Consider the following 23,981-nt stretch of genomic DNA (forward strand, 5'->3'; position numbering starts at 1 on the left):
GCTCCTTGAATATGCCGCTGGGCTCGCCTCAGGCCTCTCCCTTTCGGAACGGCGTGTGCTCGGCGAGGATGCGATTTTCCAATTCCACGTGTCGCCGCTCGCTTGCAAGGTAATCCGCCACGGCGCGACGAAATCTCGGTTCGGCGATGAGGTGAGCCGAGTAGGTGGTGACCGGCACGTAGCCTCGGGCGAGCTTGTGGGGTCCCTGAGCGCCCGCTTCGACACGCGTGAGCCCATGCGCGAGGGCATAATCGATCGCCTGATAATAGCAGAGCTCGAAGTGCAGGCAGGGATGTTCTTCGATGCATCCCCAATAGCGTCCGTAAAGCGTATCGCTGCCGATGAAGTTGAGCGCGCCCGCGACGTAGCGACCGGCGCGTCTGGCGAGGATCAAGACGATCTGGTCGGCCATGCGTTCGCCGATCAGCGAGAAGAACCTGCGATTGAGATAGGGGCGGCCCCACTTGCGGGCGCCGGTGTCCATATAAAACTCGAAGAAGGCGTCCCAATGCGCCTCGGTGAGGTCGGCGCCTGAAACCCATTCCACCTCCACGCCGTCTTCCAGGGCGTCGCGGCGTTCCTTCCGGATGCCCTTGCGCTTGCGCGAGGAGAGGTCGCCCAGAAAATCCTCGAACGTCTCATAGCCGTTGTTCGTCCAGTGAAACTGCTGATCCGTACGGACGAGGAAGCCGACATCTTCCAGTTCTGACGCCTCCGCCTCCGGCAGAAAGGTGACATGGGCCGAGGAGGCATCGTGCAGCCGGGTGACTTCGGCAATGCCGGCCGCAAGAATTTGACGCCGCGCCTCGGCTTCGGGGCCTGGCGCCACGAGAAGACGGCGGCCGGTGACCGGAGTGAAGGGGACGGACACCTGGATCTTGGGATAGTAGCGACCGCCCGCCCGCTCGAACGCATCGGCCCAGCCGTAGTCGAAGACGTATTCGCCCTGCGAGTGGCTTTTCAGATAGCACGGGACAACGCCCCAGACCTCGCTGCTCTCACCGCCTGCAACGAGGTGACGAGGCGCCCATCCGGTGCGGGCCGTGGCGCAGCCGGCCCGCTCCAGTGCCTCCAGAAAGTCCCAGGACAGGAACGGGTTCACGTCGGTGCCGGGTGGATTGGCGCAGCGATCCCACGCCAGGCGGTCGATCTCGCGCAAGCCGGAGATCACACGCAGATTGATGGAAGAGGAGCCGTTCTCCATGCGGGCAATGGTAATGCGAAAGACGCCTGCCGCAATGGCGGCGAGAGAAGAATTGGATGAAGCTTCTCAGGCCATAAAACCCTCGAACGTGATCTGATCGCTCCACCTTTCGGCTGTCTCCCGCTGCTTCCCGTTTCGAACGGTCCAGCAGATGAGCGGGTTGTCGGGCGCCGCTTCACGGAAAAGCGGTGCGAAATGAGGAAGGTCGGCGACCCGGCACGAGGCGAAATCGAGACCCAGTCGCTGGATCGCCGCGATATGGCAATGGCAGGCCGTGACATTGCCTTCGAGGGTCAGCCCGAGCGGACGGGCGCGCGTCACCCGCTGCATATCGTGGAGCAAAAAAGGATCGAACGACATGATGGCAAGCGGCCCGTCGTAATCGGCGATGGTTTTTCCGATCACTTCCGCAAATCCTGCGTCCCGCGAGGGGATGCTCTTCAGCTCGAGGACGATGGGCACGCGGCCCCCGACGTGCGAGAAAAGGTCGGAAAGCCTAGGGATGGTCTCTTTGGTACCCGAAAGCCGAAGGGGCACCAGATCCTCCGCCTTCCGGTCGCGAAACGCGCCTTCGGCTCCCGTCATGCGCGCCAGCTCGTCGTCATGAAAGACCATTGCAACGCCGTCGGCAGAGGGATGCGCATCACATTCGATTCCGTAGCCGTGCTCGATCGCGGCTTCGAAAGCCGCGAGCGAGTTTTCAGGCCGGCCCTTCGAGGCGTCGTGCAGTCCGCGATGGGCGAGGGGACGCGATGCGATGAACGAGAGGGAGCCGAAACGCGACATAGCTTTAGCCGATCGCCACGATGGCTTCGATCTCGACCGCTGCGTCGAGCGGCAGCGCGGGCACGCCGACCGCCGAACGGGAATGCATCCCGCGTTCACCGAGCACCTCGGCGAGGAGATCGGAGGCGCCGTTGATCACGAGATGCTGCTCGGCGAACGAGGGATCGCTCGCCACAAATCCAGTGATTTTCACGAGAGCGCCGAGCCTATCCCAATCGCCATCAAGGGCGGCGTTGATCTGTGCCAGAATATTGATGGCGCAGAGACGGGCTGCCTTTTGGCCATCGGCCACGGCGAGCGCGCCGCCGAGCTTGCCTGTCACGGCGAGCTGGCCCGCCTCGATCGGCAGCTGGCCGGAAATGAACAGGAGGTCGCCATGGCGGCTATAACTCTTGTAATTGGCCGCCGGTGCCGCTGCCTTCGGCAGTGTGATACCCAGGGATGCCAGCTTGTCCGTGACGCTCATCTCATATCTCCCGCGCATTGCGCGCTGCAGTCTAATCGGTTGATTTTCTGCCAGTCGCGTTCATTCTGACGGCTGAAGCGAAAGCCGTCTCGCTTTCGCCGCACTCCTGGTCTTGAAGCCGCCCATGCAGACGATCCGTCCTGTTCATCTTGCCGTCTCGATGCTCGCCGTGGGTTTTCTGACCGCGGCGACGCCTCTGCCAGCCCCTCAGCCGGTGACCGCTCCGGTGCCGCATCGCGCCGTCTACGCTATCACGTTGGCGAAGTCGACGGATGCGTCAGGCATCACCGATGCTCGCGGGCGCATGGTTTTCGAGGTCTCCGGCAACGCCTGCGAAGGCTATACGATGACGCAGCGTCTCGTCGTCAATCTGGTCGGCGGAGAGGGGGGAGATCGCCTCCTCGATTTCCGCGTGTCGACGTTCGAAGACGGGCAGGGCGGCCTCTACCGCTTTTCCTCGGACACCTATCTCAATGATCAGGTGGTCGAGCAGATCGAGGGCGTGGCGCACCGACAGAACGGCAAAGTGGTCGTCGACCTGACGACGCCAAAGGACAAGACGGTCGAGCTCGGCGCAGCCCCGCTTTTTCCGGGCCAGCATCTCAACGCGCTGCTTGCTGCCGCCCGAACCGATCAACGGTTCTTGTCTAGCGTGATCTATGAAGGTTCGGGCTCGGGTGAAACGGCGGACACGGCGACCGCAGTCATCGGTCTGCCGGACAAACTGACGGCCGATGGCACTCCTTCTGGTCTGCCGGACAGTCCGCTCGTCAAGTGCCGGCACTGGCCGGTATCGGTCGCCTACTTCAAGGATGGCGAGGAAGCGAAGCCGGAAAGCGGTGAAGAAATGCCGGCTTATCAGATGAGCTTCACGCTCTACGAGAACGGTGTCACGCGCAATCTGGTGATGGATTATGGCGACTATGTTCTCAACGGGGAGCTCCAGCGGATTGAGCCGCTCGCCAGCAAGCCCTGCAAGAGCCAGTAGCGCAGCTCGCACAAATCAGACGTTCAGAGGCGCGTGTCGCCTTCTCGCTTCTTGGGCTTTCCCGCCTCGAAGGTGAGCCCGAAATCGACACCGTGCGCGCCGAATTTTGCGCGGATCCGGTCGATCGCTTCTTCCACCTGAGCGCGGCGGCCGGCTTCCGGATCGAGAAGATCGAGCGGGTCGGCCCGCGCAGCATCCTGAAGTTCGCTGACGCCGATGCCGAGAAGCCGGTAGGAAGAGCCGCCGAGCTCTTTCAGAAGAAGTTCGCGCCCGTTGCGAAAGATCTTGTCGGCGAGCGACGTCGGATCGCTCAAGGCGCGACTGCGGGTCAGCGTGCGGAAATCCGACGTTTTGAGCTTGAGCACGACGGTCTGGCCGGCAAGCGTCTTTTCCTTGAGGCGGGCCGAAACCTTTTCGGAGAGGCGCCGCAGGACGGGCATCAATTCGCTCTCGAGAGCGAGGTCGGTTTCGAATGTGGTTTCGGCCGAAATGCTCTTCGCCTCCCGCTCGGACTTGACGGGCCGTGCGTCGTGACCCTGCGAAAGCTGGGCGAGCCGCAATCCCATGGCGCCATAGCGGCGCGCCAGAACGCTTTCCTCCATGCCTTGAATCTGGCCGATCGTGGCGATGCCGTCTTTCTCCAGCCGACGCTGCATGGCGGCCCCGACGCCCCAGATGACCGTCACTTTTTGGCGGGCGAGGAAATCCATCGTCTCGTTTCGGCCGAGAACGGAAAAGCCGCGTGGCTTGTCGAGATCGGACGCGATCTTGGCGAGGAACTTGTTGTGGCTGAGGCCGACGGAGACGCTGATGCCGATCTCTTTCTCCACCCGCTGCGCAAAGGCGGCGAGAACCGCCGCCGGCGGGGCATGATGCAGCCTTTCCGTCCCGGAGAGGTCGAGGAAGGCTTCGTCGATCGAGAGCGGTTCGACGGCCGGCGTCAATTCCAGCATCATCGCTCGAACGTCGCGGCCGACAGCGGCGTACTTTGCCATATTAGGGCGGATGACGATGGCTTCGGGGCAGAGCTGGCGCGCCTTGAACATCGGCATCGCCGAGCGCACGCCTTTGATTCGGGCGATATAGCAGCAGGTTGCGACGACGCCCCGTTTGCCCCCGCCGATGATGACGGCATGATCGGCGAGGCTGGGATCGTCGCGCTTCTCGATCGCCGCATAGAAGGCGTCGCAATCGATATGCGCGATCGCGAGTTCAAAGAGTTCGCCATGCTGGACGACCCGTGGGCTGCCACAGGCCCGGCAGCGTGACAAGGGCACGTCGTAGCGGGCGAGGCAGTCGCGGCACAGCGTCTTTGAGGAAGCCCCACGCACGGTCCCGCTCATCCCACCTGCGGCAGCTCTTTGGCCCCCAATTGGCGCGCCGCTTCGACCACTTCCTCCGGGTGCAGCTCCGCGGCTTCGGCGAAATCGAAGAGGTCCGGCTCATGTGCCAACAGAAAGGTCAAAGTGCCGGCGAGGAAACCCGGCTCGCTCGCGGCTTGTCGAAGGCCGTCGGGCCGCAGACCCGTCAGGTCGAGATAACGTCCGAGCAGATCTGGCCTGGAGGCGATATGGCCGAGGGCCATGACCGCGATTTCCTCGGCACGGTCTCTGGATATTCGGCGGGCTCTGATCATGTTGTGTTTGCCTTTCCTTAAAAGGCTTATGTCAAATTATGCGCGGTTTCGGCGGATCCTCAACCGCTTCGACCCGTCGTCCAAAGAGGCGTATTCATGCCGAAGACAGTCATGATCGTTGAAGACAATGAGCTCAATATGAAGCTCTTCAACGATCTTTTGAGGGCCAAGGGCTACGGGACGCTCCCCATGCGCAACGGGTACGAAGCGCTGGAGACACTGAAGACCGAACGGCCCGATCTCATCATCATGGACATCCAGCTTCCGGAGATTTCGGGGCTGGAGGTCACGCGCCTCATCAAACAAGACGATGAGCTGAAGCACATTCCCGTTATCGCTGTAACAGCTTTCGCCATGAAGGGCGACGAGGAGCGCATACGGCAGGGGGGATGCGAAGGCTATTTGTCGAAGCCGATCTCCGTCGCCTCCTTCATCGAGAATGTTCGCAATTACATCGGCGACGCATGAGGGTTGAAACGTGACAGCGCGTATCCTGGTCGTCGATGATGTTGCCGCGAATGTGAGGTTGCTCGAAGCGCGGCTTCAGTTGGACTATTTCGACGTCCGGACCGCGCTCTCCGGCGAGGAGGCTCTCGAGATCGCCTCGCGCGAGCGTCTCGATCTCATTCTCCTGGATGTGATGATGCCGGGGCTGACCGGTTTCGATGTCTGCAAGGCGCTCAAGAACCAGGCGGAAACGGCCGATATTCCGGTCATCATGGTGACCGCTCTCGATTCTGCGGAAGACAAGGTCAAAGGGCTCCGCTGTGGGGCCGACGATTTCCTGACCAAGCCCGTGAGCGAGATCGAACTCCTTACGCGCGTGCGCAGTCTCGTACGGCTGAAGAGCGTGACCGACGAGCTCAATCTGCGCGCCGCCGCCATGCAGTCTGTCGGAGTCGATTCGCGAGCCATCTTCACGAGCCCGCAGCTCAAAGGGTCGCGGATTCTGGTTGTCGATGACCGGGAAAGTTCCACCCGCCATCTGCGCAAGGCGCTTGGTCGCGACGTCGATGCCGATTTCGTCACCACGGCTCCGGAGGCTCTCGCCGCCGTCGAGACCTCGGTCTACGACCTTCTCATCGTTAGCCTCTCGTTGTCAGGTCAGGACGGGCTGCGCTTATGCTCGCAGATCAAATCGATCGATCATCTGCGCTACGTTCCGATCCTCATCGTGACCGATCCCGACGAAAGCGCGAAGCTGCGTCGCGCACTCGATTTCGGAATAAACGATTATATCGTCCGTCCGCTCGACGAAGCAGAACTCCGCGCGCGCGTGACGACCCAGCTGCGGCGCAAACGTTATTCGGATCGGCTGCGCTCGATGGTCACCAACGCCGTCGAGCTGGCCATCACCGATCCCCTGACCGGATTGCACAACCGCCGTTATCTCGACAGCCATCTCGTGTCGCTGCTCAGCCGTTCGGTCGAGCACGGTAAGCCGGTCTCCATCCTTCTTTTCGATATCGACTTCTTCAAAAGCATCAACGACCGTTACGGCCATGATGCCGGCGATGACGTGTTGCGGGAGTTTTCCACGCGCCTGCGGAAAGGCGTGCGGGGCATCGATCTCATCGTCCGATTCGGCGGAGAAGAGTTTCTCGTCGTCATGCCGGAGACGGCCATCGAGCAGGCTGTGCTGATTGCCGAGCGTCTGCGGGGCGATGTCGAGGCGGAGCCGTTCACCACTCGGGAAGGGCAAAAGCTCCCCGTGACGGTGAGCATCGGTTTGTCGCGCCTGGAAGGGCCCGAGGACACACCCCGGGCAAACTCATCAAACGCGCCGACAAGGCGCTCTACGAGGCGAAAGCCGCCGGCCGTAATCGCGTGGCCCAAGCCGCCTGAGCGAGGCGCCGCGAGACCCGACGTCATCGGTTGGCGACCTGTCTGTCTGACCATTTCGCTCGCAGGAGCTCTGTGCGCAGTTGTCCCCAACTTTTAGGGATGGCGTAAGCCGATATAAAATAAGTGCTTTTCTGGAGCGGGAGAGAGCCTGTTCCATTTTGGTACAATTGTGCACGTTAGAATTTACCAATTGTTTACCGCAGGCTGGATTCGCGCCGTTCCTTGCGCTCAATTGCACATTGAGCCCACCGATCGGGTTTAGGGTTTTGCGAGATACCCCATGGACTTGCTCAGGTCCGCCGCATCTCCTGGGCGCCGTGGGGTCGGCCGGTCCGGCCGCGACACGTGGCCTCCTCGATTGTCGCGACCGGCCGGCCACTTTTTTTCCCAGTCAGAGCAATCCGAACGCACAAAAAGAAAGGCGCCCCGCAGGGCGCCTTTCTTGAATCCGCTGATGCAGCGAAGCTACTTGATCTTCGCTTCCTTGAAGAGGACGTGCTTCTTGAGCTTCGGATCATATTTCCGCTTCGTCATCTTCTCGGTCATCGTGCGCGCATTCTTCTTGGTGACGTAGAAGGTGCCTGTACCTTCCTCGCTCACCAGACGAATCTTAATGGTCGCGGCCTTGGCCATCGCTTCAGTCCTTGCTCAATGGCGGGAATTTGAGGGTGACATGACCCCTCTGGCTTCGGAAGTCAAGGCGTCTCGGCGCGCGAACGCACCAGGCGTGCCGCGGCGATGATGCAATAGGCGCCGAAGGCGGCCCCGATCGCGATCGGGAAACCGGTCGTAGGCATGCGATTCATCGCGTCGCCCACCATGACCGGGCCGATCAGCATCCCGAGAGCATAGCAAAAGACGAACGCGGAATTGGCAGAGGCGAGATCACCGCCTGAGAATCGCGCCGCAAGATGCGCCAGTCCGACTGTGTAGAGACCCGCCGATGCGCCGCCCCAAAGAAACAGGACGGCGGCAAGCACAAGCCAGTTCGCCGTCGCCGCACTCGCGATCACCATGCCGAGGCAGCCGACCAGTCCGCAGACGAGCAGGATCAGGCGCTTGTCGATCTTGTCGGCGACGAGACCGAGTGGGATCTGGAAGACGACATTGCCGAGCGTCATCGCCGAGGCGAGCAGCGGAAAAATGGCCGGCGCATATCCAAGATGCTGACCCCAGAGTGGGAGGAAGGCAAAGCCGGACGATTCGGCCATGGCGAAGACCAGCACGCCGAACGTTGCGATCGGCACCGCGAAAATAAAGGAGAAGAAAGAACCTGAGGGTTTCTCGGAGAAATCGGGAGACACATCGCGCGCCATCCATGTCGGCATGACGGCAATCACGAACAGGGCCGAGCCCAGGAAGAAGGGAAGGGGGCTGGAGAGCCCCGTGATCGAGATCAGCATCGGCCCGAAGGCGAATCCGATCGACAGGCAAGTGGCGTAGATGCCCATGACGATGCCGCGTCTGTGATGCGGCGTCACGGCGTTGATCCAGAATTCCGACAGCGCAAAGCAGATCGACACGCACATGCCGTAGACGAACAAGAGCACGAACAGGATGGGCAGCGCCGTCACGTACCATGCGAAGGGAATGAGGCACGCCGCTGCCGGCAGAAGATACGAGATGGTTCTCGCGGTTCCGAAGCGGTGCGCGATCCGTGGGGCATACGGCGTCGAAAACAGAGCCGAAAGCGCAAGGGTCGCCACAAGAAAGCCGATCGTGCGCTCCGACACGCCGCGGCCGGACAAGGTCAAGGCAACGAGAGGAGACAACAGGCTGATCGCCGTGCCGACGGCAATCATGGTGGAAATTGCCGCGATCGCGCCCCTGGTCAGCCCCAGTGCAGCGAGGCGTCCACCGAGCGCGGTGCTCAAGCTCACCTCAAACTCCTAGAGAATCTCGCTCTGTCTGCGACCGTAATGCATAAAATGGAAGGGAACGCCAGCTCCTGGCTGCAGGTCGGGATCCTCGTCCAGACGCGCTGCAAGATCCGCCAGGACGCGCCGGGTGATATTTGCGAGTCCGGTTTCGTAGGCCTCTTCGAATGTCAGCCAGCGCGGTTCCAACAGCTCTTTGTCGAGGCTCTCCTGACGGCCGACGACCGAATCTTCGAACACCGCAAAGAACCGTGCGTCGAAGCGCCGTGTCCGACCCGGCGGCGTGATGGCCCGGGCGATCAGACGCATTGGAGAAAGTGAGGGAAGGGCACCGGCATTCGTGAAGGCCCGCCACGCCGGATTGGATGGCCGAGCCGCATCGGCTGCCGCTTCGGCTTTCTCGCCCACCAGATATCCGGTTTCTTCGAAGGTCTCCCGGATCGCAGCAAGCGCGAGTGCGCGCGCCTGGCGGTGTGTCGCGCATCCGGCTCGCCCCGCTTTCAGTTTGGCCGCCACCACCGGGTCGAGATCGCTCGCCATCGCTGCGGAATAATCGCTACGCTCGACGCGTCCTCCGGGAAAGACGTACTTGCCGGGCATGAAGGCGTGGTGTTCGGAGCGCTTGCCCATGAGGACGCGCCATTTTCCTCTCTCGCCGCTCAGAATGATCAAGGTGGCCGCGGGTTTCGGGCGCAGCCGAGGCGGTTTTTCCGACGCCTGTTGCGGCTGCTCGAGCTCCTGCGGAGTGCTCATTGCCAGGCCGTATCGACGTTCTTGTCGGCGGCATCGGCGTTTTCCGGATCGAAGCCGTGCATCCGAAGTGCCCATTGCAGGCCGATCACACCACCTTTGACCGGACGCAGAAGGGCAAGCGAGAGAAGCGTGGCGAGCGGCACCCACAGCGCCATGTGCACCCAGATCGGAGGTTGAAACATCAGCTCCACGGCAAGCGCCATCGCCACAATCACATGCCCCACGATGAGAATGATGAAATAGGGTGGGGCATCGTCGGCGCGATGGTGATGCAGCTCTTCGCCGCAGACCGAGCAGGCGTCGGGCACCTTCAGGAAGCCATGGAAGAGAGAACCTTTTCCGCATTGCGGACACCGGCCGGCAATCCCCCGGAGAATGGAGCCGATCACTGGGCGTGGTCGCTTCATACGCGTCCTTTCCGCTATTTGCGTTTTCGGGAAGGGGCTCCCCTTTTGGGGCTTCGGGGTCCCCGTGGCCTCGTGGTGCCAGGGCGTTTGCGCCCGGCATTGTTATGCCCCGAGGGCCTTCCGCCGGGCTTGCCGCGTGTGCCCTCGCTCAACATCTCGAGCCTCAGATCCCCGGCATAGGGGGTCGCCTCGGCAAGGCGCACTTCCACACGATCGCCGAGCTGGTATGTGGCGCCGCTATCGGCGCCGTAGAGCCTGTGCAGCGTCTCGTCGTAGATGAAGAACTCACTGCCGAGCGTGGAGATCGGCACGAATCCGTCCGCACCGCTTTCTTCCAGTTCGACGAAGAGACCGGCTCGGGTCACGCCGCGGATTCGGCCGAAGAAGCGCGCGCCCACCCGTTCTGAAAGCCAGGAGGCTACGAGACGATCGAGCGTGTCTCGCTCGGCCGTCATCGCGCGACGCTCGGCGAGCGAAATCTCCGCGGCAATTTTCTCCATCGCCGCCTCGTCCATATTGCCGAGGCCGCCTTCGCCGGCGCCGAGAGCGGAAATCAGGGCGCGATGCACCAGGAGGTCGGCATAGCGTCGGATCGGCGAGGTGAAATGCGCGTAGCGGCGCAGGTTGAGACCGAAATGGCCGATGTTCTGGGTCGAGTACTGTGCCTGGCTCTGTGAGCGCAGGACCACTTCGTTGACCAAAATCGAATGCGCCGTGTCGGCGACGTTCTTCAGGATGGTGTTGAATTCGGACGGGCGCAGATTGCCCTTTTTCGGAAGGCTCATGTCGAGCGACCCGAGAAAATCTCGCAGCCCTTCCAGCTTGTCGAAGGATGGCTCGTCGTGAATCCGGTAGACGAGCGGAGAATTGCGGCCTTCCAGCTCTTCGGCCGCTGCCACATTCGCCTGGATCATGAATTCTTCGATGAGCTTGTGTGCGTCCAGACGCGGCGGCACATAGACGCGCTGAATGGCGCCGCTCTCGTCGAGCTGGACCTTGCGTTCCGGCACATCGAGTTCGAGTGGCTCGCGCGAATCTCGCCCTGCCTTCAGCACCTCGTAGGCATCCCACAACGGCTTCAGGACGTTGTCCAAAAGCGGCTGCGTGCGCTCGTTGGGACGTCCATCGATCGCCGCCTGGCTCTCTTCGTAGGAGAGCGCCGCGGCCGAGCGCATCATGATGCGGCTGAAGCGGTGCGAGGTCTTGCGGCCGTTCTTGTCGAAGACCATACGCACGGCGAGCGCCGGCCGGTCTTCTCCTTCGCGCAGCGAGCACAAATCGTTGGAGATGCGCTCCGGCAGCATCGGCACGACCCGTCCCGGAAAATAGACGGAATTGCCGCGCTTCACGGCTTCCTTGTCCATGGCCGAGCCGGGGCGCACGTAATAGGCCACATCGGCGATCGCCACGGTGACGATATGGCCGCCCTCGTTGTCGGGATCGGGCTTCGCATACACCGCATCGTCGTGGTCGCGGGCATCGGCCGGATCGATGGTGATGAGAGGAAGATCGCGCCAGTCGTTCCGGTGCTCCATCCCGGCCGGCTTTGCGGCCTCCGCCTCGTCGATCACCCGCTGAGGGAAGACGTAGGGGATGTTGTTTTCCTCGAGCGCGATCAGGCTGATCGCCTTCTCGGAAGAGACATCGCCGATGCGCTCCGACACCCGCGCCGACGGCAGCCCGAGACGCTTCTTCGACAGCGGCTCGACGGCAACGAGCTCACCATCCACCGCGCCGGCAGCTTCGCTGGGCGGCACGATGTATTCCTTCGCGCGCCGGTTCGTGGGCACGATGCGTCCGCCGCCCTGTTCGCCGGGGTCTGCTTTGAAGATGCCGACAATCCGGTCGGGCACGCGCTCCAAAAGCTTCATGATCCGGCCGCGATATGGGCCGTCGTGTCCGCTTCGCTCGATGCGGGTCAGAACGCGGTCGCCGACACCTGCCGTGGGCTTGCCGCGTCGCTTGCCGGCCGGGGGCAACGGCAATCTCACACGTGGAGGTTTGCCTTCCGCCTCATCCCATTGCTCAGGCGTCCCGACCAGATCGCCATCGTCGTCGACGTCGATCACGCGCAAGACGGTGACGGAGGGCAGGGTGCCGGATGCCCTGATCGCCTTACGCGGCGAGGCGATCAGGCCTTCGTCCGCCATCTGCTTGAGGGTGCGCTTGAGCGCCACGCGGTCGGGGCCGGTGATCCCAAAAGCACGCGCAATCTCCCGCTTGCCCACCTTGCCCTCGGAGTCTTGGACAAAGTTCAGGATATCCTGCTCGCTTGGCAGGCGCGGACGTGTGCTTTTGGGTTTCTTCGGCAAGCTCAGCCTTCTGCCTTGGCTTTCGCCTTGGTGCTTTTGGTTTTCGATGCAGCCGGCTTTTTCGCGGCGCTTTTCTTGGCTGGCGTCTTGCGAGCGGTGGCCTTCTTCGTCTTGCCCCCCTTCGCCGCCTTGGCCTCGATCAGCTCGAGCGCTTCTTCCAGCGTGATCGTCTGCGGATCCTTGTCCTTCGGCAGTGTCGCGTTGATCTTACCGTGATTGACGTAGGGGCCATAGCGGCCCTCCATCACGGCGACCGCGCCGCCATCGGGATGCTCGCCAAGCGCCTTCAGCTCTTTGGCGCCGGAACGCCCGCGCCCTTTCTTCTCGGCGAGGAGAGAGATGGCTCGGTTTGCGCCCACGGTGAACACGTCTTCGATGCTCTCCAGATTGGCGTATTTGCCATCATGCGAGACGAACGGGCCGTAGCGCCCGAGACCCGCCGTGATCGGCTTGCCGGTTTCCGGATGGCTGCCGATCTCGCGGGGCAGCGAGAGCAGTTGAAGGGCTTTTTCGAGCGTCATCTCGTCGGCCTGCCAGCCGCGCGGCAGGCTCGAGCGCTTCGGTTTTTCTTCGCCTTTCGCGGGATCGGGACCGAGCTGAACATAGGGGCCGAATCGGCCGGAGCGCAAAATCACCGATTCTCCGGTCTCCGGATCCTCGCCGAGCTGCATGCCTTCCGCGGTCATCGCCTGTTGCGCGACCTCACCCTCCGCATCGGGCTCAGTGATCTGGCGCGTGTACCGGCACTCGGGATAGTTGGAGCAGCCGATGAAGGCGCCGAAACGCCCGAGCTTCAACGACAGCTTGCCGTCGCCGCAGCTGGGGCAGCTGCGCGGGTCGCTGCCATCCTCGCGGGGCGGGAAGACGAAGTCGCCCAGCATTTCGTTGAGTGCTTCGAGAACCTCCGAGACGCGGATGTCCTTGATGTCGTCCAGATTGCCCTGAAAGTCGCGCCAGAAGTCGCGCAGCACCGCCTGCCAGGAGAGTTCGCCGGCGGACACCTTGTCGAGCTTCTCTTCAAGATCGGCGGTGAAGTCGTACTCCACATAGCGCCGGAAAAAGCTCTCCAGGAAGGCCGTCACGAGCCGACCCTTGTCCTCGGGCATGAGGCGCCGCTTGTCCATCCGCACATAGCCGCGATCGCGCAGAACGGTCATCGTCTGCGCGTAAGTGGACGGGCGGCCGATGCCGAGCTCTTCCATCTTCTTGATGAGGGAGGCTTCCGTGTAGCGGGGAGGTGGCTCGGTAAAGTGCTGATCGGCACTGACGGATTTCGCGTCGAGACCATCGCCGGCGGTGACGGCCGGCAGACGCCCGTCCTCCTCCTCGTCGGGGTCGTCGCGACCCTCCTGGTAAAGGGTCAGAAAGCCGTCGAAGCGCACCACCGAACCCGTCGCGCGAAGGCCGAGGCGATGCTCGCCGTTCTTCGCATCGACTTCGATTGTCGTGCGCTCCATCTCCGCAGAGCTCATTTGGCTGGCGACGGTGCGCTTCCAGATGAGCTCGTAGAGCCTGGCCTGATCGCGATCGAGCTGACGTTCGACATGGGCGGGCAAGCGCGCCGGATCTGTCGGCCGGATCGCTTCGTGCGCCTCCTGCGCGTTCTTCGCCTTGACGAAATAGCGCCGCGGCTGGTCGGGCAGATAGCGCTTGCCGAAATCGCCACTGATCAGATCGCGCACGGCCGCGACCGCTTCCGGTGCCATGTCGACGCCGTCGGTTCGCATATAAGTGATGAGGCCGATCGTCTCGCCGCCGATATCCACGCCCTCATAGAGGCGCTGGGCGACCTGCATCGTGCGACTCGCATCGAAGCCGAGCTTGCGTTGCGCTTCCTGTTGCAAGGTCGAGGTGGTGAAAGGCGGCTGCGGATTGCGCGAATGCGGTTTCGATTCGACGCTTGCGACGGAAAAGTCTGCCCCTTCGAGAAGGGTCTTCAGACTTTTCGCCTGCGCCTCGTCACCAATGGAGAGCTTGGTCAGCTTCTTGCCGTCTGCAGCGACGAGACGGGCGACAAAGGTATCCTTGGCCGGTGTCGCGAGATTGGCCGCCAGCGACCAATATTCCTGCGGCCGAAACCGTTCGATTTCCGATTCGCGCTCGCATACGAGACGCAGCGCCACCGATTGCACGCGTCCGGCGGAACGCGCGCCCGGCAGCTTGCGCCATAGGACCGGCGACAGGGAAAAGCCGACGAGATAATCGAGTGCGCGGCGGGCGAGGTAAGCCTCTACCAGCGCATCGTCGATCATGCGCGGATGCGCCATCGCCTCTTCCACTGCGCGCTTCGTGATGGCGTTGAAGACGACGCGGGCCACGGGCTTGTCCTTCAAGCCTTTGCGGGAGCGCAGCACCTCGAGCACGTGCCAGGATATGGCTTCGCCTTCGCGATCGGGGTCAGTGGCGAGCAGGATGCGGTCGGCCGACTTGGCCGCTTCCGCGATGTCGCTCAAACGCTTCTTGGCCTTGTCCGCGACTTCCCACGACATGGCGAAGTCCTCGTCGGGCCGCACCGAGCCGTCCTTGGAAGGCAAATCTCTCACATGCCCATAGGAGGCGAGCACCCGATAATCGGGTCCGAGATACTTATTGATCGTCTTCGCCTTAGCGGGCGATTCGACAATCACGAGGTCCATACGGGTACTCCATTGGGCGGGGAAACAGGCGGCACGCGCACGGCCTCACTTGGATTGGGAAACAGGCGCGGTCAAGGCCACGGGACGACAAGGTGGGTCGGCGGCGCACTTTCGCCCCCTGTTCTCTTAGCTTAAAATCAACTAAAGCGTGTACATTGATTTACGAATCGTGCCGAAGATGCACCGCGCCTTGCAGACATTGAATGAACAGGAACGGCGGGATTTAGCCGAGGATATCGCTGTCGAGGCAAGCCAATGGCGCCGCCGCGCCGATGAGGCGAATCTGCCATTTCTCGCTTATCTCATCGAGATGGTCGTCCTTGAGGCCTGGCGGGAAGCCACGGAAGAAAATGTGAATGATATCAATCCTCAAAACTGAACGCAGAGGGTGGGTGGCGACCCTGCTTCAGTAGATGAGCGAGATCCGGCCACCCGGATGTCGCTCCAGGCGCCCGGCAAGCTCGAGTTCCAAGAGGACGACAGCCACGAGGCGGGCAGGCAGCCTTGTATGCGCGATCAACTCGTCGACATGCACCGGCGTCGGCCCGAGCGCCTCGAGGATGCGACTGCGATCATCATTTGCTGGTTCAATCAGAGGTTGCTTTTCGGGCTCCTCAGGCGGGAGTTCGAAACCCTCTCGCGTGGGCGGTGCGAGGACTTGCGGCAAGGCCTCGATGACGTCGGCAGCCTCCGTGATCAGATGGGCCCCCTGTTTTAGGAGGCGATTGGTGCCGGCCGCACGAGGGTCGAGGGGCGATCCGGGGACGGCCATGACCTCGCGGTTTTGTTCGAGCGCGAGGCGTGCGGTGATGAGTGAGCCCGACCTTTCTGCGGCTTCCACGACGACGGTCGCAAGGCTCATGCCTGCGATAATTCGGTTGCGCCGCGGAAAGTCGCGTGCCCGCGGCTGCCAGCTCATCGCCATTTCGCTGATTGCGGCGCCCCGCTGCGCGAGGATCTTGTCGAGAAGGGGACGATGTTCCTCCGGATAGACGACGTCGACGCCGCCGGCAAAGACGGCGACGGTCCCCGTCGCAAGAGCGGCCTGGTGCGCACTCTGATCGATGCCGCGGGCAAGGCCGGAAACGATCGAGAAACCGGCCTCTCCAAGCCCGGATGCGAGACGCTGCGCCATCCTTTGCCCGGCGAGGGAGGCATTGCGGGCGCCGACGATGGCAATGGCCGGGCGGGCCAGAACCTCGGATGCACCCCGCATGCAAAGAAGAGGCGGTGGCTGGTCGGCATGACGCAGCCACGGCGGGTAGTCCGGTTCGCCCATGCCGATGAAGCGTGCGCCGGCACGCTCTGCCGCGGCGAGCTCGCGGTCGATATCGTCCTCGCTGGCGATCCGGATGTTGCGTCTCGCGCCGCCCCGGCGGGAGAGATCAGGAAGCGCTTCGAGGGCCGCAGAGGCTGAGCCGAAATGATTGATAAGAGAACGAAATGTCTGCGGACCGACATTTTCGCTCCGGATGAGACGCAGCCAGGCCCGTCGCTGCTCTGCCGTCAGGCGAACGCCTTCCGGGGGCGGCGTGCTCACTTCTGCCCGATCTTCGATTCGGTGCCGTTGAGGAGACGCCGAAGGTTCTCCCGATGCCGGAACCACAAGATGAAAGTGACCGCGAGGAAGAGCTCGGCCAGGAGCGTCTGGCCGCTGACGAACAGGATGACAGGCGTCAATGCACTCGTCAGCAGCGCCGCAAGGGACGAATAGCGCGTGAACCAGGCGGTCCCGATCCAGATCGCCGCCGCGGCAATCAGCGTTGGCCAGGAGAGCGGCAGAAGAATGCCGAAGAAGGTGGCGACGCCTTTGCCGCCCCTGAAGCCGAGCCAGACCGGAAAGCAATGCCCGAGAAAGGCGCCGAAGGCCGCGGCCAGCGCTGGCTCAAAGCCCCATTGCCAGGCAATGAGAATGGGGATCGTACCCTTGAGCGCATCCGCCAGAAGCGTCGCGGCCGCGAGCTTCTTGTTGCCGGTCCGCAAAACGTTGGTGGCTCCGATATTGCCGGAGCCGATCTTGCGAATGTCGCCGAACCCGGCCAGCCGCGAGAGGATCAGGCCGGAGGGGATGGACCCGAAGAGGTAGCCGAGAACAAGGCCGCCGATCAGGGTTGGCAGGAGAAGTGTCCAATTGCTCGCATCGGCGGTCACAGCTTCTGCCCCCGTTTCTGTGGCCTAATTCCGTTGCCCTTCTCCATAAGGATAGACGGTTTTGCCGGCAACCAGTGTGCGAACCACCCGGCCAGTCAGTCGCGCCCCTTCGAAGCAGGTGTTCTTCGAGCGGGAATGCAGGCTTTCTTCCTTCACGACCCATGGCTTGTCGAGATCGACGATCGCGAGATCCGCCGGCGCGCCAGGGCGAAGTGTCCCAACCGGCAGACCGAGAAGGCGGGCGGGCGTCGTCGCCATCGCTTCGATGAGACGTATGAGAGGGACCTCTCCGCTATGGACGAGACGCAAGCCGACCGAGAGGAGGGTTTCCAGGCCCACAGCTCCGTCCGCTGCCTCCGCGAATGGCTGCCGCTTTCCTTCCACGTCCTGCGGATCGTGCCCGGAGACGATGACGTCGAGCGTGCCGTCGGCGAGCGCTGCCACCATCGCCTGCCGGTCATCCTCGCTTCTGAGCGGAGGCGACATTTTGAAGAACGTTCGGTACGACCCGATATCGCCCTCGTTCAAAGCGAGATGCGCGATCGCTGCTCCCGCTGTCACGCCCACACCATTCTCTTTTGCCTGGCGCAGCACGGCGATGGAGTCCGCGCAGGAGAGCTGGGCGGCGTGGTAGCGCCCGCGGGTGAGTTTCGCCAGCCGCAGGTCGCGGTCGAGCATGATCGTTTCCGCTTCCCGCGGAATCCCCGGAAGCCCGAGCCGCGTCGCAACTTCGCCGGCATTCATGACCCCCGCACGGGCGAGGTCGGCATCCTGGGTGTGATGGACGATGAGCGCGTCGAAATCGCGGGCATAGGTGAGGGCATTGCGCATCACCTGGGCGGAACGAAGGGATTTTCGCCCCTCGGAAAAGGCGACCGCGCCGGCGTCCTTGAGGAGACCGAACTCGGAGAGTTCATCTCCCTTGAGGCCCTTGCTGATCGCCGCCATCGGATGAACGTGCACGAGCGCGTTGTGCGTGGCGCGGCGCAGGACGAAATCGACGAGGGCGGGATCGTCGATCACCGGATCCGTGTCCGGCATGGTGACGATTGTGGTGACGCCGCCGGCCGCCGCCGCACGGCTTGCGGTTTCCAGCGTTTCCAGATGTTCGGCGCCGGGTTCGCCCACGAAGACCCGCATATCGACCAGGCCCGGGATGATCGTCTTGCCGGTGCAGTCGACCACCTCCCAGCCTTCGGGAACACCGTGGTTATGAGCTTCGGGACCCGCGGCGACGATGCGCCCGTCGGAGACGACGACGGCGCCTGGGCTGTCGAGACCGCGTGCGGGATCGACGATGCGGGCATTGGTGAGAAGAATTGGACGGGCCATTGGATCAGTGATTGGGCAGGTGTTGGGCGAGGGCTTCGAGGACGGCCATTCGCACGGCCACGCCCATCTCCACTTGTTCGCGGATCACGCTTTGCGGGCCATCGGCGACGAGTGGATCGATCTCAACGCCGCGATTCATCGGGCCTGGATGCATGACCAGCGCATCCGGGCGGGCGAGGGCGAGCTTTTCCTCGTCGAGCCCGTAATAGCGGAAATACTCTCGGATGCTCGGGACGTAAGCGGCGGTCATGCGCTCCCGCTGGAGGCGCAGCATCATGACGACGTCGGCGTCCTTGAGGCCGGTGCGCATGTCGTTGAAGACGTCCGCGCCGTAGCATTCGATGTTGGACGGCAACAATGTCGACGGCGCGATCAGCCGGATCCGTGCGCCCATCACCATGAGCAGCAGGATGTTGGAGCGTGCGACGCGCGAATGACGAATGTCGCCGCAGATCGCGACGGTGAGCCCGTCGAGGCGGCCTTTGTGGCGGCGGATCGTGAGAGCGTCGAGGAGAGCTTGCGTGGGATGCTCATGGGCACCGTCGCCAGCGTTGATCACCGAACATTCGACCTTCTGCGCAAGAAGCTCGACGGCGCCCGCCGCATGATGGCGGACCACCAGAATGTCCGGTCGCATGGCGTTCAGGGTCATCGCCGTGTCGATCAGGGTCTCGCCCTTCTTCACGGAGGAAGACGAGACGGCCATGTTCATGACATCGGCGCCGAGCCGTTTGCCGGCGAGCTCGAAACTCGATTGCGTTCGTGTCGACGCCTCGAAGAACAGATTGATCTGCGTGCGTCCGCGCAGGGTCTGCTTCTTCTTTTCAATCTGGCGAGAGACGGCGATTTGCTCCTCAGCGAGATCTAAAAGCGAACCGATCTCGAGCGGAGACAGCCCTTCAATACCGAGAAGGTGCTGATGGGGGAAAGAGGATACTGGGGTCATTAAAGGGGTGCCTATAGGCACAATCGTCCAAGACGGCAACATGGGAGCCGCCCGCCGCGGCGTTTTTCCCCTACGTTTGCACCCCCGACACGGGACTGTGAGCGCCGCTTAAAGCGCTGCGGAAAAAGCTTTAATATTATGCAGATTCGTGCAGGCTCACCCTATGACAGAGACAATGAATCCGGGCCGGGATGCCACGCATGCGGTGTTCAATCAGACGCCGCCGCGCATCAATCTTGACCTGTTTCAAACGGACCCGCTCCTCGATCTGATGTGCGCCGGGTTCGCCGATCCGATCCGCGAGAATCTGCAGCAGAACGGCCGCTTCTGGGGGAGCGGCGAGGCCCGCGAATTCGCTCGCCTCGCCAACAGCGATCTGCCGGAATTGAAGCGTTACGATGCCTGGGGCCGGCGCATCAACGAGGTCGAATTCCATCCGGCCTATCACGCCTTGATGCGTCGCTCGGTCGCTTCGGGCCTGCATTGCTCGGTCTGGGAGCGTGGCGGCGAGGAAGAACCCGTCCGCCACCGGGCCCGTGCCGCTCGGCTCTATATGACTGCGCAGGCCGAGTGCGGGCATATTTGTCCGATGACGATGACGAATGCGTCGATCGCCAGCTTGCGCCACAGCCCGGATCTCTTGAGCGAATGGGGACCGCGGCTCCTGTCGCGCACCTACGACCGTGCCTCGCGCAATCCTGCCGAAAAGCAGGGCGTGACGATCGGCATGGGCATGACGGAAAAGCAGGGCGGCACGGATGTGCGCCAGAACCGCACCCATGCAGAGCCGACGAACCAGGGCTTCCACCGTTTGACGGGCCACAAATGGTTCATGTCGGCCCCGATGTCGGATGCCTTCCTCGTCCTTGCACAGACCGAAAACGGTCTGAGCTGCTTCCTGATGCCGCGCTTCTTGCCGGACGGAACGGCGAACACCATCCGCTTCGAGCGCTTGAAGGACAAGCTCGGCAATCGCTCCAACGCCTCGTCGGAGGCGGAATTCGATGGCGCTCATGCCTGGATGGTGGGCGAAGAAGGCAAGGGCGTGCGAACCATCATCGAAATGGTGACCTATACGCGCCTCGATTGCGCCGTCGCCTCGACCGGGCTCATGCGCGCCGGGCTTGCCGAAGCCGTCCACCATTGTCGCCATCGCCATGTTTTTGGTTCAGAACTTCTCGATAAGCCTCTGATGCAGAGGGTCTTGTGCGATCTGACGCTGGATCTTGCCGCGGCAGTCGCTTTGTCCTTCCGTCTTGCAGAAGCTTTCGATCTTGCCGCCGACAGACCCGAGGAAGAAGCCTTCGCGCGGTTGATGACGCCGGTCGCAAAATACTGGATCTGCAAATCGGCGCAGCCCTTCCTGGCCGAGACGATGGAGTGCCTCGGCGGCAATGGCTATGTCGAGGAAAGCATCATGCCACGTCTGGTGCGCGAGGCGCCGGTCAACGCCATATGGGAAGGCTCCGGCAACGTCATGGCGCTCGACGTCTTGCGCGTACTGGGCCGCGATCCTCAGATCCTGGCGATGGTTCTTGAAAGCTTCCGCCAGGAACTCGGCCACAATGGCCGTGCGGCTGTCGATGTTCTCGCGGCGGCGGCCGAGGTCGCCATGGAGGACGAGGGAAGCGCGCGTGTGCTGACCGAGCAATTGGCGCTGACGGCGGCTGCGGCCGCTCTGCGGCGCGATTTCCCGCCCGTCTTCGCCGATGCCTTCATCGAGACGCGGCTCGGGCGGCCCTGGCGCTCGACCTATGGAATGCTGGACCGGCGCTTCAACATGCGGGCGCTCCTGGATTATGCATTTCCGGAGCCTTGATCCTCAGACGCGCTGGCGCCGCAATGTCGCCAGCCGGTCGAGTGCACCTTGCAGAATATAGGCGGCCGCCGCGGCATCGACCCGCTCGGCACGTTTGCGCCGTGACAGGTCGGCCTCGATCATCGCCCTTTCGACCGCCATCGTGGACAGGCGCTCGTCCCACAAGGTGATCGGCAAGTCCGTGAGCGTCTTCAGATTGCGGACGAAGGCACGCGTCGCCTGACAGCGCGGGCCCTCGCTGCCATCCATGTTGACGGGCAGGCCGAGGACGAGACCTCCGATTCTCTCCGTCGTGCACAGTGACAGGAGGCTCGCCGCATCCTGTCCGAACTTGACGCGCCGGATGGTCGTCACGGGGCTCGCGACGTTCTGTCCTGGATCCGAAACGGCGATCCCGATGGTCTTTGTCCCGAGGTCGAGACCCGCAAGCCGCGTTCCCATGGGGGCGGCGGTGGAAAACTCTTCGATTGTGAGGTCAGCAGCCATTCGATTCGCCTAGCACGGCCCGCGTGCATTGTCGCGGCTTCAAGAATTCGCCACATAGGGCGCCATGGGCAAGGAACTGATTCCGCCTCCAGGCGGAGGCGAGGGCGACGAGAACATCGTCCCCATCAATCTGCGTGAAGCGCTTGAAGAGCGCTATCTCGCCTATGCGCTGTCGACGATCATGAATCGGGCGCTGCCGGATGTGCGTGACGGGCTGAAGCCCGTCCATCGGCGCATCCTGCACGCCATGCGGCTGATGCGGCTTCTGCCGGGCTCGGGCTTCAAAAAGTCGGCGAAGGTCGTCGGCGAAGTGATGGGTAATTTTCACCCACACGGCGACCAGGCGATCTACGACGCCATGGTCCGCCTCGCGCAGAGCTTTGCGGTCCGCTATCCGCTCGTCGACGGGCAGGGCAATTTCGGCAATGTCGACGGCGATAATGCCGCTGCCATGCGCTACACCGAAGCGCGGCTGACCGAGGTTGCGAACCTTCTGCTTGAAGGCATCGACGAGAACGCCGTCGATTTTCGCGCCACCTATGATGGCGAGGACGAGGAGCCCGTCGTCCTTCCGGGAGCGTTTCCGAACCTTCTGGCGAACGGCGCATCCGGCATCGCCGTCGGCATGGCGACCAACATTCCTCCGCACAACGCGGCCGAATTGTGCGACGCGGCTCTCCACCTCATCAAGCACCCGAATGCGAGTGCGGAGAAGCTGCTCGAATTCGTCCCGGGTCCGGATTTCCCGACCGGTGGCGTCATCGTCTCTCCCGCCTCCGATCGGCTGGAAGCCTATTCGACCGGGCGCGGCATGATGCGCGTGCGTGCGCGCTGGGAGAAAGAAGAAGGCAGCCGCGGCGCCTGGTCCGCGATCATCACCGAAATCCCCTATCAGGTGCAGAAGGGGAGGCTGATCGAGCAGATCGCGAGCCAGATCGAGGCCCGCAAATTGCCCCTCGTCGGCGATGTTCGGGACGAGAGCGCGGAGGACGTGCGCATCGTCATCGAGCCGAAGAGCCGCACGGTCGATCCGGACCTGATGATGGAATCGCTTTTCAAGCGTGCCGATCTCGAAGTGCGCTTCTCGCTCAACATGAACGTCATCTCGCAAGGCCGCGTGCCGAAGGTGATGTCCTTGCGAGATGTCTTGAACGAATGGTTGCACCACCGGCGCGACGTGCTTCTGCGCCGCACCCGCCATCGTTTGGATAAGATCGCCCACCGTCTGGAAATTCTGGGCGGCTATCTCATTGCCTATCTCAACCTCGACGAGGTGATCCGCATCATCCGCGAAAGCGACGAGCCCAAGCCGGAGCTGATGCAGGCCTTCGATCTGACCGACGTCCAGGCGGAGGCGATCCTCAATATGCGCCTGCGCGCTTTGAGGAAGCTCGAAGAGATCGAGATCCGCAAGGAGCACGAGGCTCTGACCGCCGAGCAGACGGATCTGACGGGCCTCCTTGAATCGGAAGAGCGTCAGTGGAAATGCGTCTCTTTCGAAATCTCTTCGGTGAAGAAGAAGTTCGGTCCGGACACCGAGATCGGTCGCCGGCGCACGACGTTTGCCGATGCCCCGGAGATCGACGTCGAGGAGATTCAGCAGGCGATGATCGAGCGCGAGCCGATCACGGTCATCCTGTCTGAAAAGGGCTGGCTGCGCACCATGCGCGGCCATATGACCGATTTCTCGTCGCTGAGCTTCAAGGAAGGCGACCGTCTCAAGATCGCGTTCCCGGCGCACACGACCGACAAGATCCTGTTCTTTTCCACCGGCGGTAAGGCATTCACCCTCGAGGCCGCCCGGCTGCCCGGTGGCCGCGGCCAGGGAGAGCCGGTCCGGCTCATGGTGGAGATGGACAAGGACAGCGACGTCCTTGCCGCCTTCGTGCACGACCCGCAGGTAAAACGCCTCGTCGCATCATCCGTCGGAAATGGCTTCATTATCGCCGAAAGCGATATGGTAGCAAACACTCGTAAGGGTCGGCAGATATTGAATGTATCGGGGTCGGATGAGGCCCGGATTTGCGTTCCGGCCGCCGGCGACCATGTCGCCGTCATTGGAGAGAATCGCAAGCTTCTGATTTTCCCGAGGGAGCAGCTGCCGGAAATGACCCGCGGCAAGGGCGTCAGGCTGCAGCGCTACAAGGATGGCGGCATTTCGGACGTGCGCGTCTTCGAAGGCGAACAGGGACTCTCCTGGAGCGATTCTGCCGGCCGTACGCATGCGCGCTCTTATGGCGATCTGTCTGAGTGGCTCGGCGAACGCGCACAGGCGGGACGGATGGCACCGCAGGGTTTTCCGAAATCGAACCGCTTCAGCCCCGCGTCCTGAGGGCG

21 protein-coding genes and 1 pseudogene are annotated in these 23,981 nt (G+C 62.7%); 6 read left to right on the plus strand and 16 right to left on the minus strand.

Annotated elements, in window-relative coordinates; all coding sequences use genetic code 11:
• Positions 1–28 precede the first annotated feature (28 nt).
• From L0F51_RS03135 to L0F51_RS03145, 3 genes are all read right to left on the minus strand, one after another.
• On the minus strand, positions 29–1,204 hold the full coding sequence (locus L0F51_RS03135; RefSeq protein ID WP_234627898.1) for a GNAT family N-acetyltransferase: 1,176 nt from the start codon (positions 1,202–1,204) through the stop codon (positions 29–31).
• A 66-nt stretch (positions 1,205–1,270) separates the two neighbouring features.
• Positions 1,271–1,990 (minus strand): glycerophosphodiester phosphodiesterase family protein, encoded by a 720-nt coding sequence (locus L0F51_RS03140; protein ID WP_234627899.1) that lies wholly within the window; start codon positions 1,988–1,990, stop codon positions 1,271–1,273.
• 4 nt (positions 1,991–1,994) lie between these two features.
• Positions 1,995–2,456, minus strand: coding sequence for a RidA family protein (locus tag L0F51_RS03145; RefSeq protein WP_234627900.1), 462 nt, complete (start codon positions 2,454–2,456; stop codon positions 1,995–1,997).
• A gap of 124 nt (positions 2,457–2,580) precedes the next feature.
• On the opposite strand from L0F51_RS03145, the gene L0F51_RS03150 reads away from it, so the two are divergent.
• Positions 2,581–3,444: a cell envelope integrity EipB family protein gene (locus tag L0F51_RS03150; protein WP_128293997.1), complete on the plus strand. Its 864-nt coding sequence runs from the start codon at positions 2,581–2,583 to the stop codon at positions 3,442–3,444.
• A 23-nt stretch (positions 3,445–3,467) separates the two neighbouring features.
• Here L0F51_RS03150 and L0F51_RS03155 read toward each other — a convergent pair whose 3' ends face one another.
• Together L0F51_RS03155 and L0F51_RS03160 are read right to left on the minus strand one after the other, a co-directional pair.
• Positions 3,468–4,787 carry a DNA polymerase IV gene (locus tag L0F51_RS03155; RefSeq protein WP_234627901.1) on the minus strand — a complete coding sequence of 440 codons (1,320 nt, stop codon included), beginning with the start codon at positions 4,785–4,787 and terminating at the stop codon, positions 3,468–3,470.
• Positions 4,784–5,080, minus strand: a complete 297-nt coding sequence (locus L0F51_RS03160) for a DUF3572 domain-containing protein (protein ID WP_255701269.1) — start codon at positions 5,078–5,080, stop codon at positions 4,784–4,786. The genes L0F51_RS03155 and L0F51_RS03160 overlap by 4 nt, the downstream gene beginning before the upstream one ends.
• 96 nt (positions 5,081–5,176) lie before the next feature.
• On the opposite strand from L0F51_RS03160, the gene L0F51_RS03165 reads away from it, so the two are divergent.
• Together L0F51_RS03165 and L0F51_RS03170 are read left to right on the plus strand one after the other, a co-directional pair.
• Positions 5,177–5,548 carry a response regulator gene (locus tag L0F51_RS03165; protein ID WP_092812467.1) on the plus strand — a complete coding sequence of 124 codons (372 nt, stop codon included), beginning with the start codon at positions 5,177–5,179 and terminating at the stop codon, positions 5,546–5,548.
• A gap of 10 nt (positions 5,549–5,558) precedes the next feature.
• A pseudogene (locus L0F51_RS03170) lies at positions 5,559–6,925 on the plus strand (PleD family two-component system response regulator).
• Between the two features lie 465 nt (positions 6,926–7,390).
• Here the strand turns inward: L0F51_RS03170 and rpmG are convergent.
• The 6 genes from rpmG to topA all read right to left on the minus strand — a co-directional run bounded on the left by rpmG (position 7,391) and on the right by topA (position 14,910).
• A complete protein-coding gene (gene rpmG, locus L0F51_RS03175; protein WP_128294001.1) occupies positions 7,391–7,558 on the minus strand; it encodes a 50S ribosomal protein L33 in 168 nt (55 codons plus the stop codon).
• A gap of 62 nt (positions 7,559–7,620) precedes the next feature.
• Positions 7,621–8,805: an MFS transporter gene (locus L0F51_RS03180; RefSeq protein ID WP_234627903.1), complete on the minus strand. Its 1,185-nt coding sequence runs from the start codon at positions 8,803–8,805 to the stop codon at positions 7,621–7,623.
• Between the two features lie 9 nt (positions 8,806–8,814).
• Positions 8,815–9,555: an NUDIX domain-containing protein gene (locus tag L0F51_RS03185; protein ID WP_234627904.1), complete on the minus strand. Its 741-nt coding sequence runs from the start codon at positions 9,553–9,555 to the stop codon at positions 8,815–8,817.
• Positions 9,552–9,962: a DUF983 domain-containing protein gene (locus tag L0F51_RS03190; RefSeq protein ID WP_234627905.1), complete on the minus strand. Its 411-nt coding sequence runs from the start codon at positions 9,960–9,962 to the stop codon at positions 9,552–9,554. Before L0F51_RS03190 ends, L0F51_RS03185 begins: the two co-directional genes overlap by 4 nt.
• Before the next feature lie 14 nt (positions 9,963–9,976).
• Positions 9,977–12,322, minus strand: a complete 2,346-nt coding sequence (gene rnr, locus L0F51_RS03195; protein WP_370642365.1) for a ribonuclease R — start codon at positions 12,320–12,322, stop codon at positions 9,977–9,979.
• The gene (gene topA, locus L0F51_RS03200) at positions 12,277–14,910 is read right to left on the minus strand and encodes a type I DNA topoisomerase (RefSeq protein ID WP_234627907.1); all 2,634 of its coding nucleotides are present in this window, start codon (positions 14,908–14,910) and stop codon (positions 12,277–12,279) included. Before topA ends, rnr begins: the two co-directional genes overlap by 46 nt.
• Before the next feature lie 148 nt (positions 14,911–15,058).
• Between topA and L0F51_RS03205 the strand changes: the two genes are divergently transcribed.
• Positions 15,059–15,289: a hypothetical protein gene (locus L0F51_RS03205; RefSeq protein ID WP_234627908.1), complete on the plus strand. Its 231-nt coding sequence runs from the start codon at positions 15,059–15,061 to the stop codon at positions 15,287–15,289.
• A 27-nt stretch (positions 15,290–15,316) separates the two neighbouring features.
• Here L0F51_RS03205 and dprA read toward each other — a convergent pair whose 3' ends face one another.
• Genes dprA through L0F51_RS03225 form a run of 4 tightly spaced genes read right to left on the minus strand, consistent with a single transcriptional unit; the run spans position 15,317 to position 19,339 of the window.
• A complete protein-coding gene (gene dprA / locus L0F51_RS03210; protein ID WP_234627909.1) occupies positions 15,317–16,450 on the minus strand; it encodes a DNA-processing protein DprA in 1,134 nt (377 codons plus the stop codon).
• A complete protein-coding gene (plsY, locus tag L0F51_RS03215) occupies positions 16,447–17,061 on the minus strand; it encodes a glycerol-3-phosphate 1-O-acyltransferase PlsY (RefSeq protein WP_234627910.1) in 615 nt (204 codons plus the stop codon). The genes dprA and plsY overlap by 4 nt, the downstream gene beginning before the upstream one ends.
• Before the next feature lie 24 nt (positions 17,062–17,085).
• A complete protein-coding gene (locus L0F51_RS03220; protein ID WP_128294009.1) occupies positions 17,086–18,393 on the minus strand; it encodes a dihydroorotase in 1,308 nt (435 codons plus the stop codon).
• Between the two features lie 4 nt (positions 18,394–18,397).
• Positions 18,398–19,339, minus strand: coding sequence for an aspartate carbamoyltransferase catalytic subunit (locus L0F51_RS03225; protein WP_234627911.1), 942 nt, complete (start codon positions 19,337–19,339; stop codon positions 18,398–18,400).
• 163 nt (positions 19,340–19,502) lie between these two features.
• On the opposite strand from L0F51_RS03225, the gene L0F51_RS03230 reads away from it, so the two are divergent.
• Positions 19,503–21,158, plus strand: a complete 1,656-nt coding sequence (locus L0F51_RS03230) for an isovaleryl-CoA dehydrogenase (RefSeq protein WP_234627912.1) — start codon at positions 19,503–19,505, stop codon at positions 21,156–21,158.
• Positions 21,159–21,161: 3 nt separating this feature from the next.
• Here the strand turns inward: L0F51_RS03230 and ruvX are convergent, their stop codons facing one another.
• Positions 21,162–21,644 (minus strand): Holliday junction resolvase RuvX, encoded by a 483-nt coding sequence (ruvX, locus tag L0F51_RS03235; protein ID WP_234627913.1) that lies wholly within the window; start codon positions 21,642–21,644, stop codon positions 21,162–21,164.
• A gap of 64 nt (positions 21,645–21,708) precedes the next feature.
• Here ruvX and parC point away from each other — a divergent pair, with 64 nt between their 5' ends.
• Positions 21,709–23,976 carry a DNA topoisomerase IV subunit A gene (gene parC, locus L0F51_RS03240; protein ID WP_234627914.1) on the plus strand — a complete coding sequence of 756 codons (2,268 nt, stop codon included), beginning with the start codon at positions 21,709–21,711 and terminating at the stop codon, positions 23,974–23,976.
• Positions 23,977–23,981 lie beyond the last annotated feature (5 nt).

It is taken from the genome of Afifella sp. H1R (genome assembly GCF_021462425.1).
Classification (GTDB): Bacteria; Pseudomonadota; Alphaproteobacteria; order Rhizobiales; family Afifellaceae; genus Afifella; species Afifella aestuarii.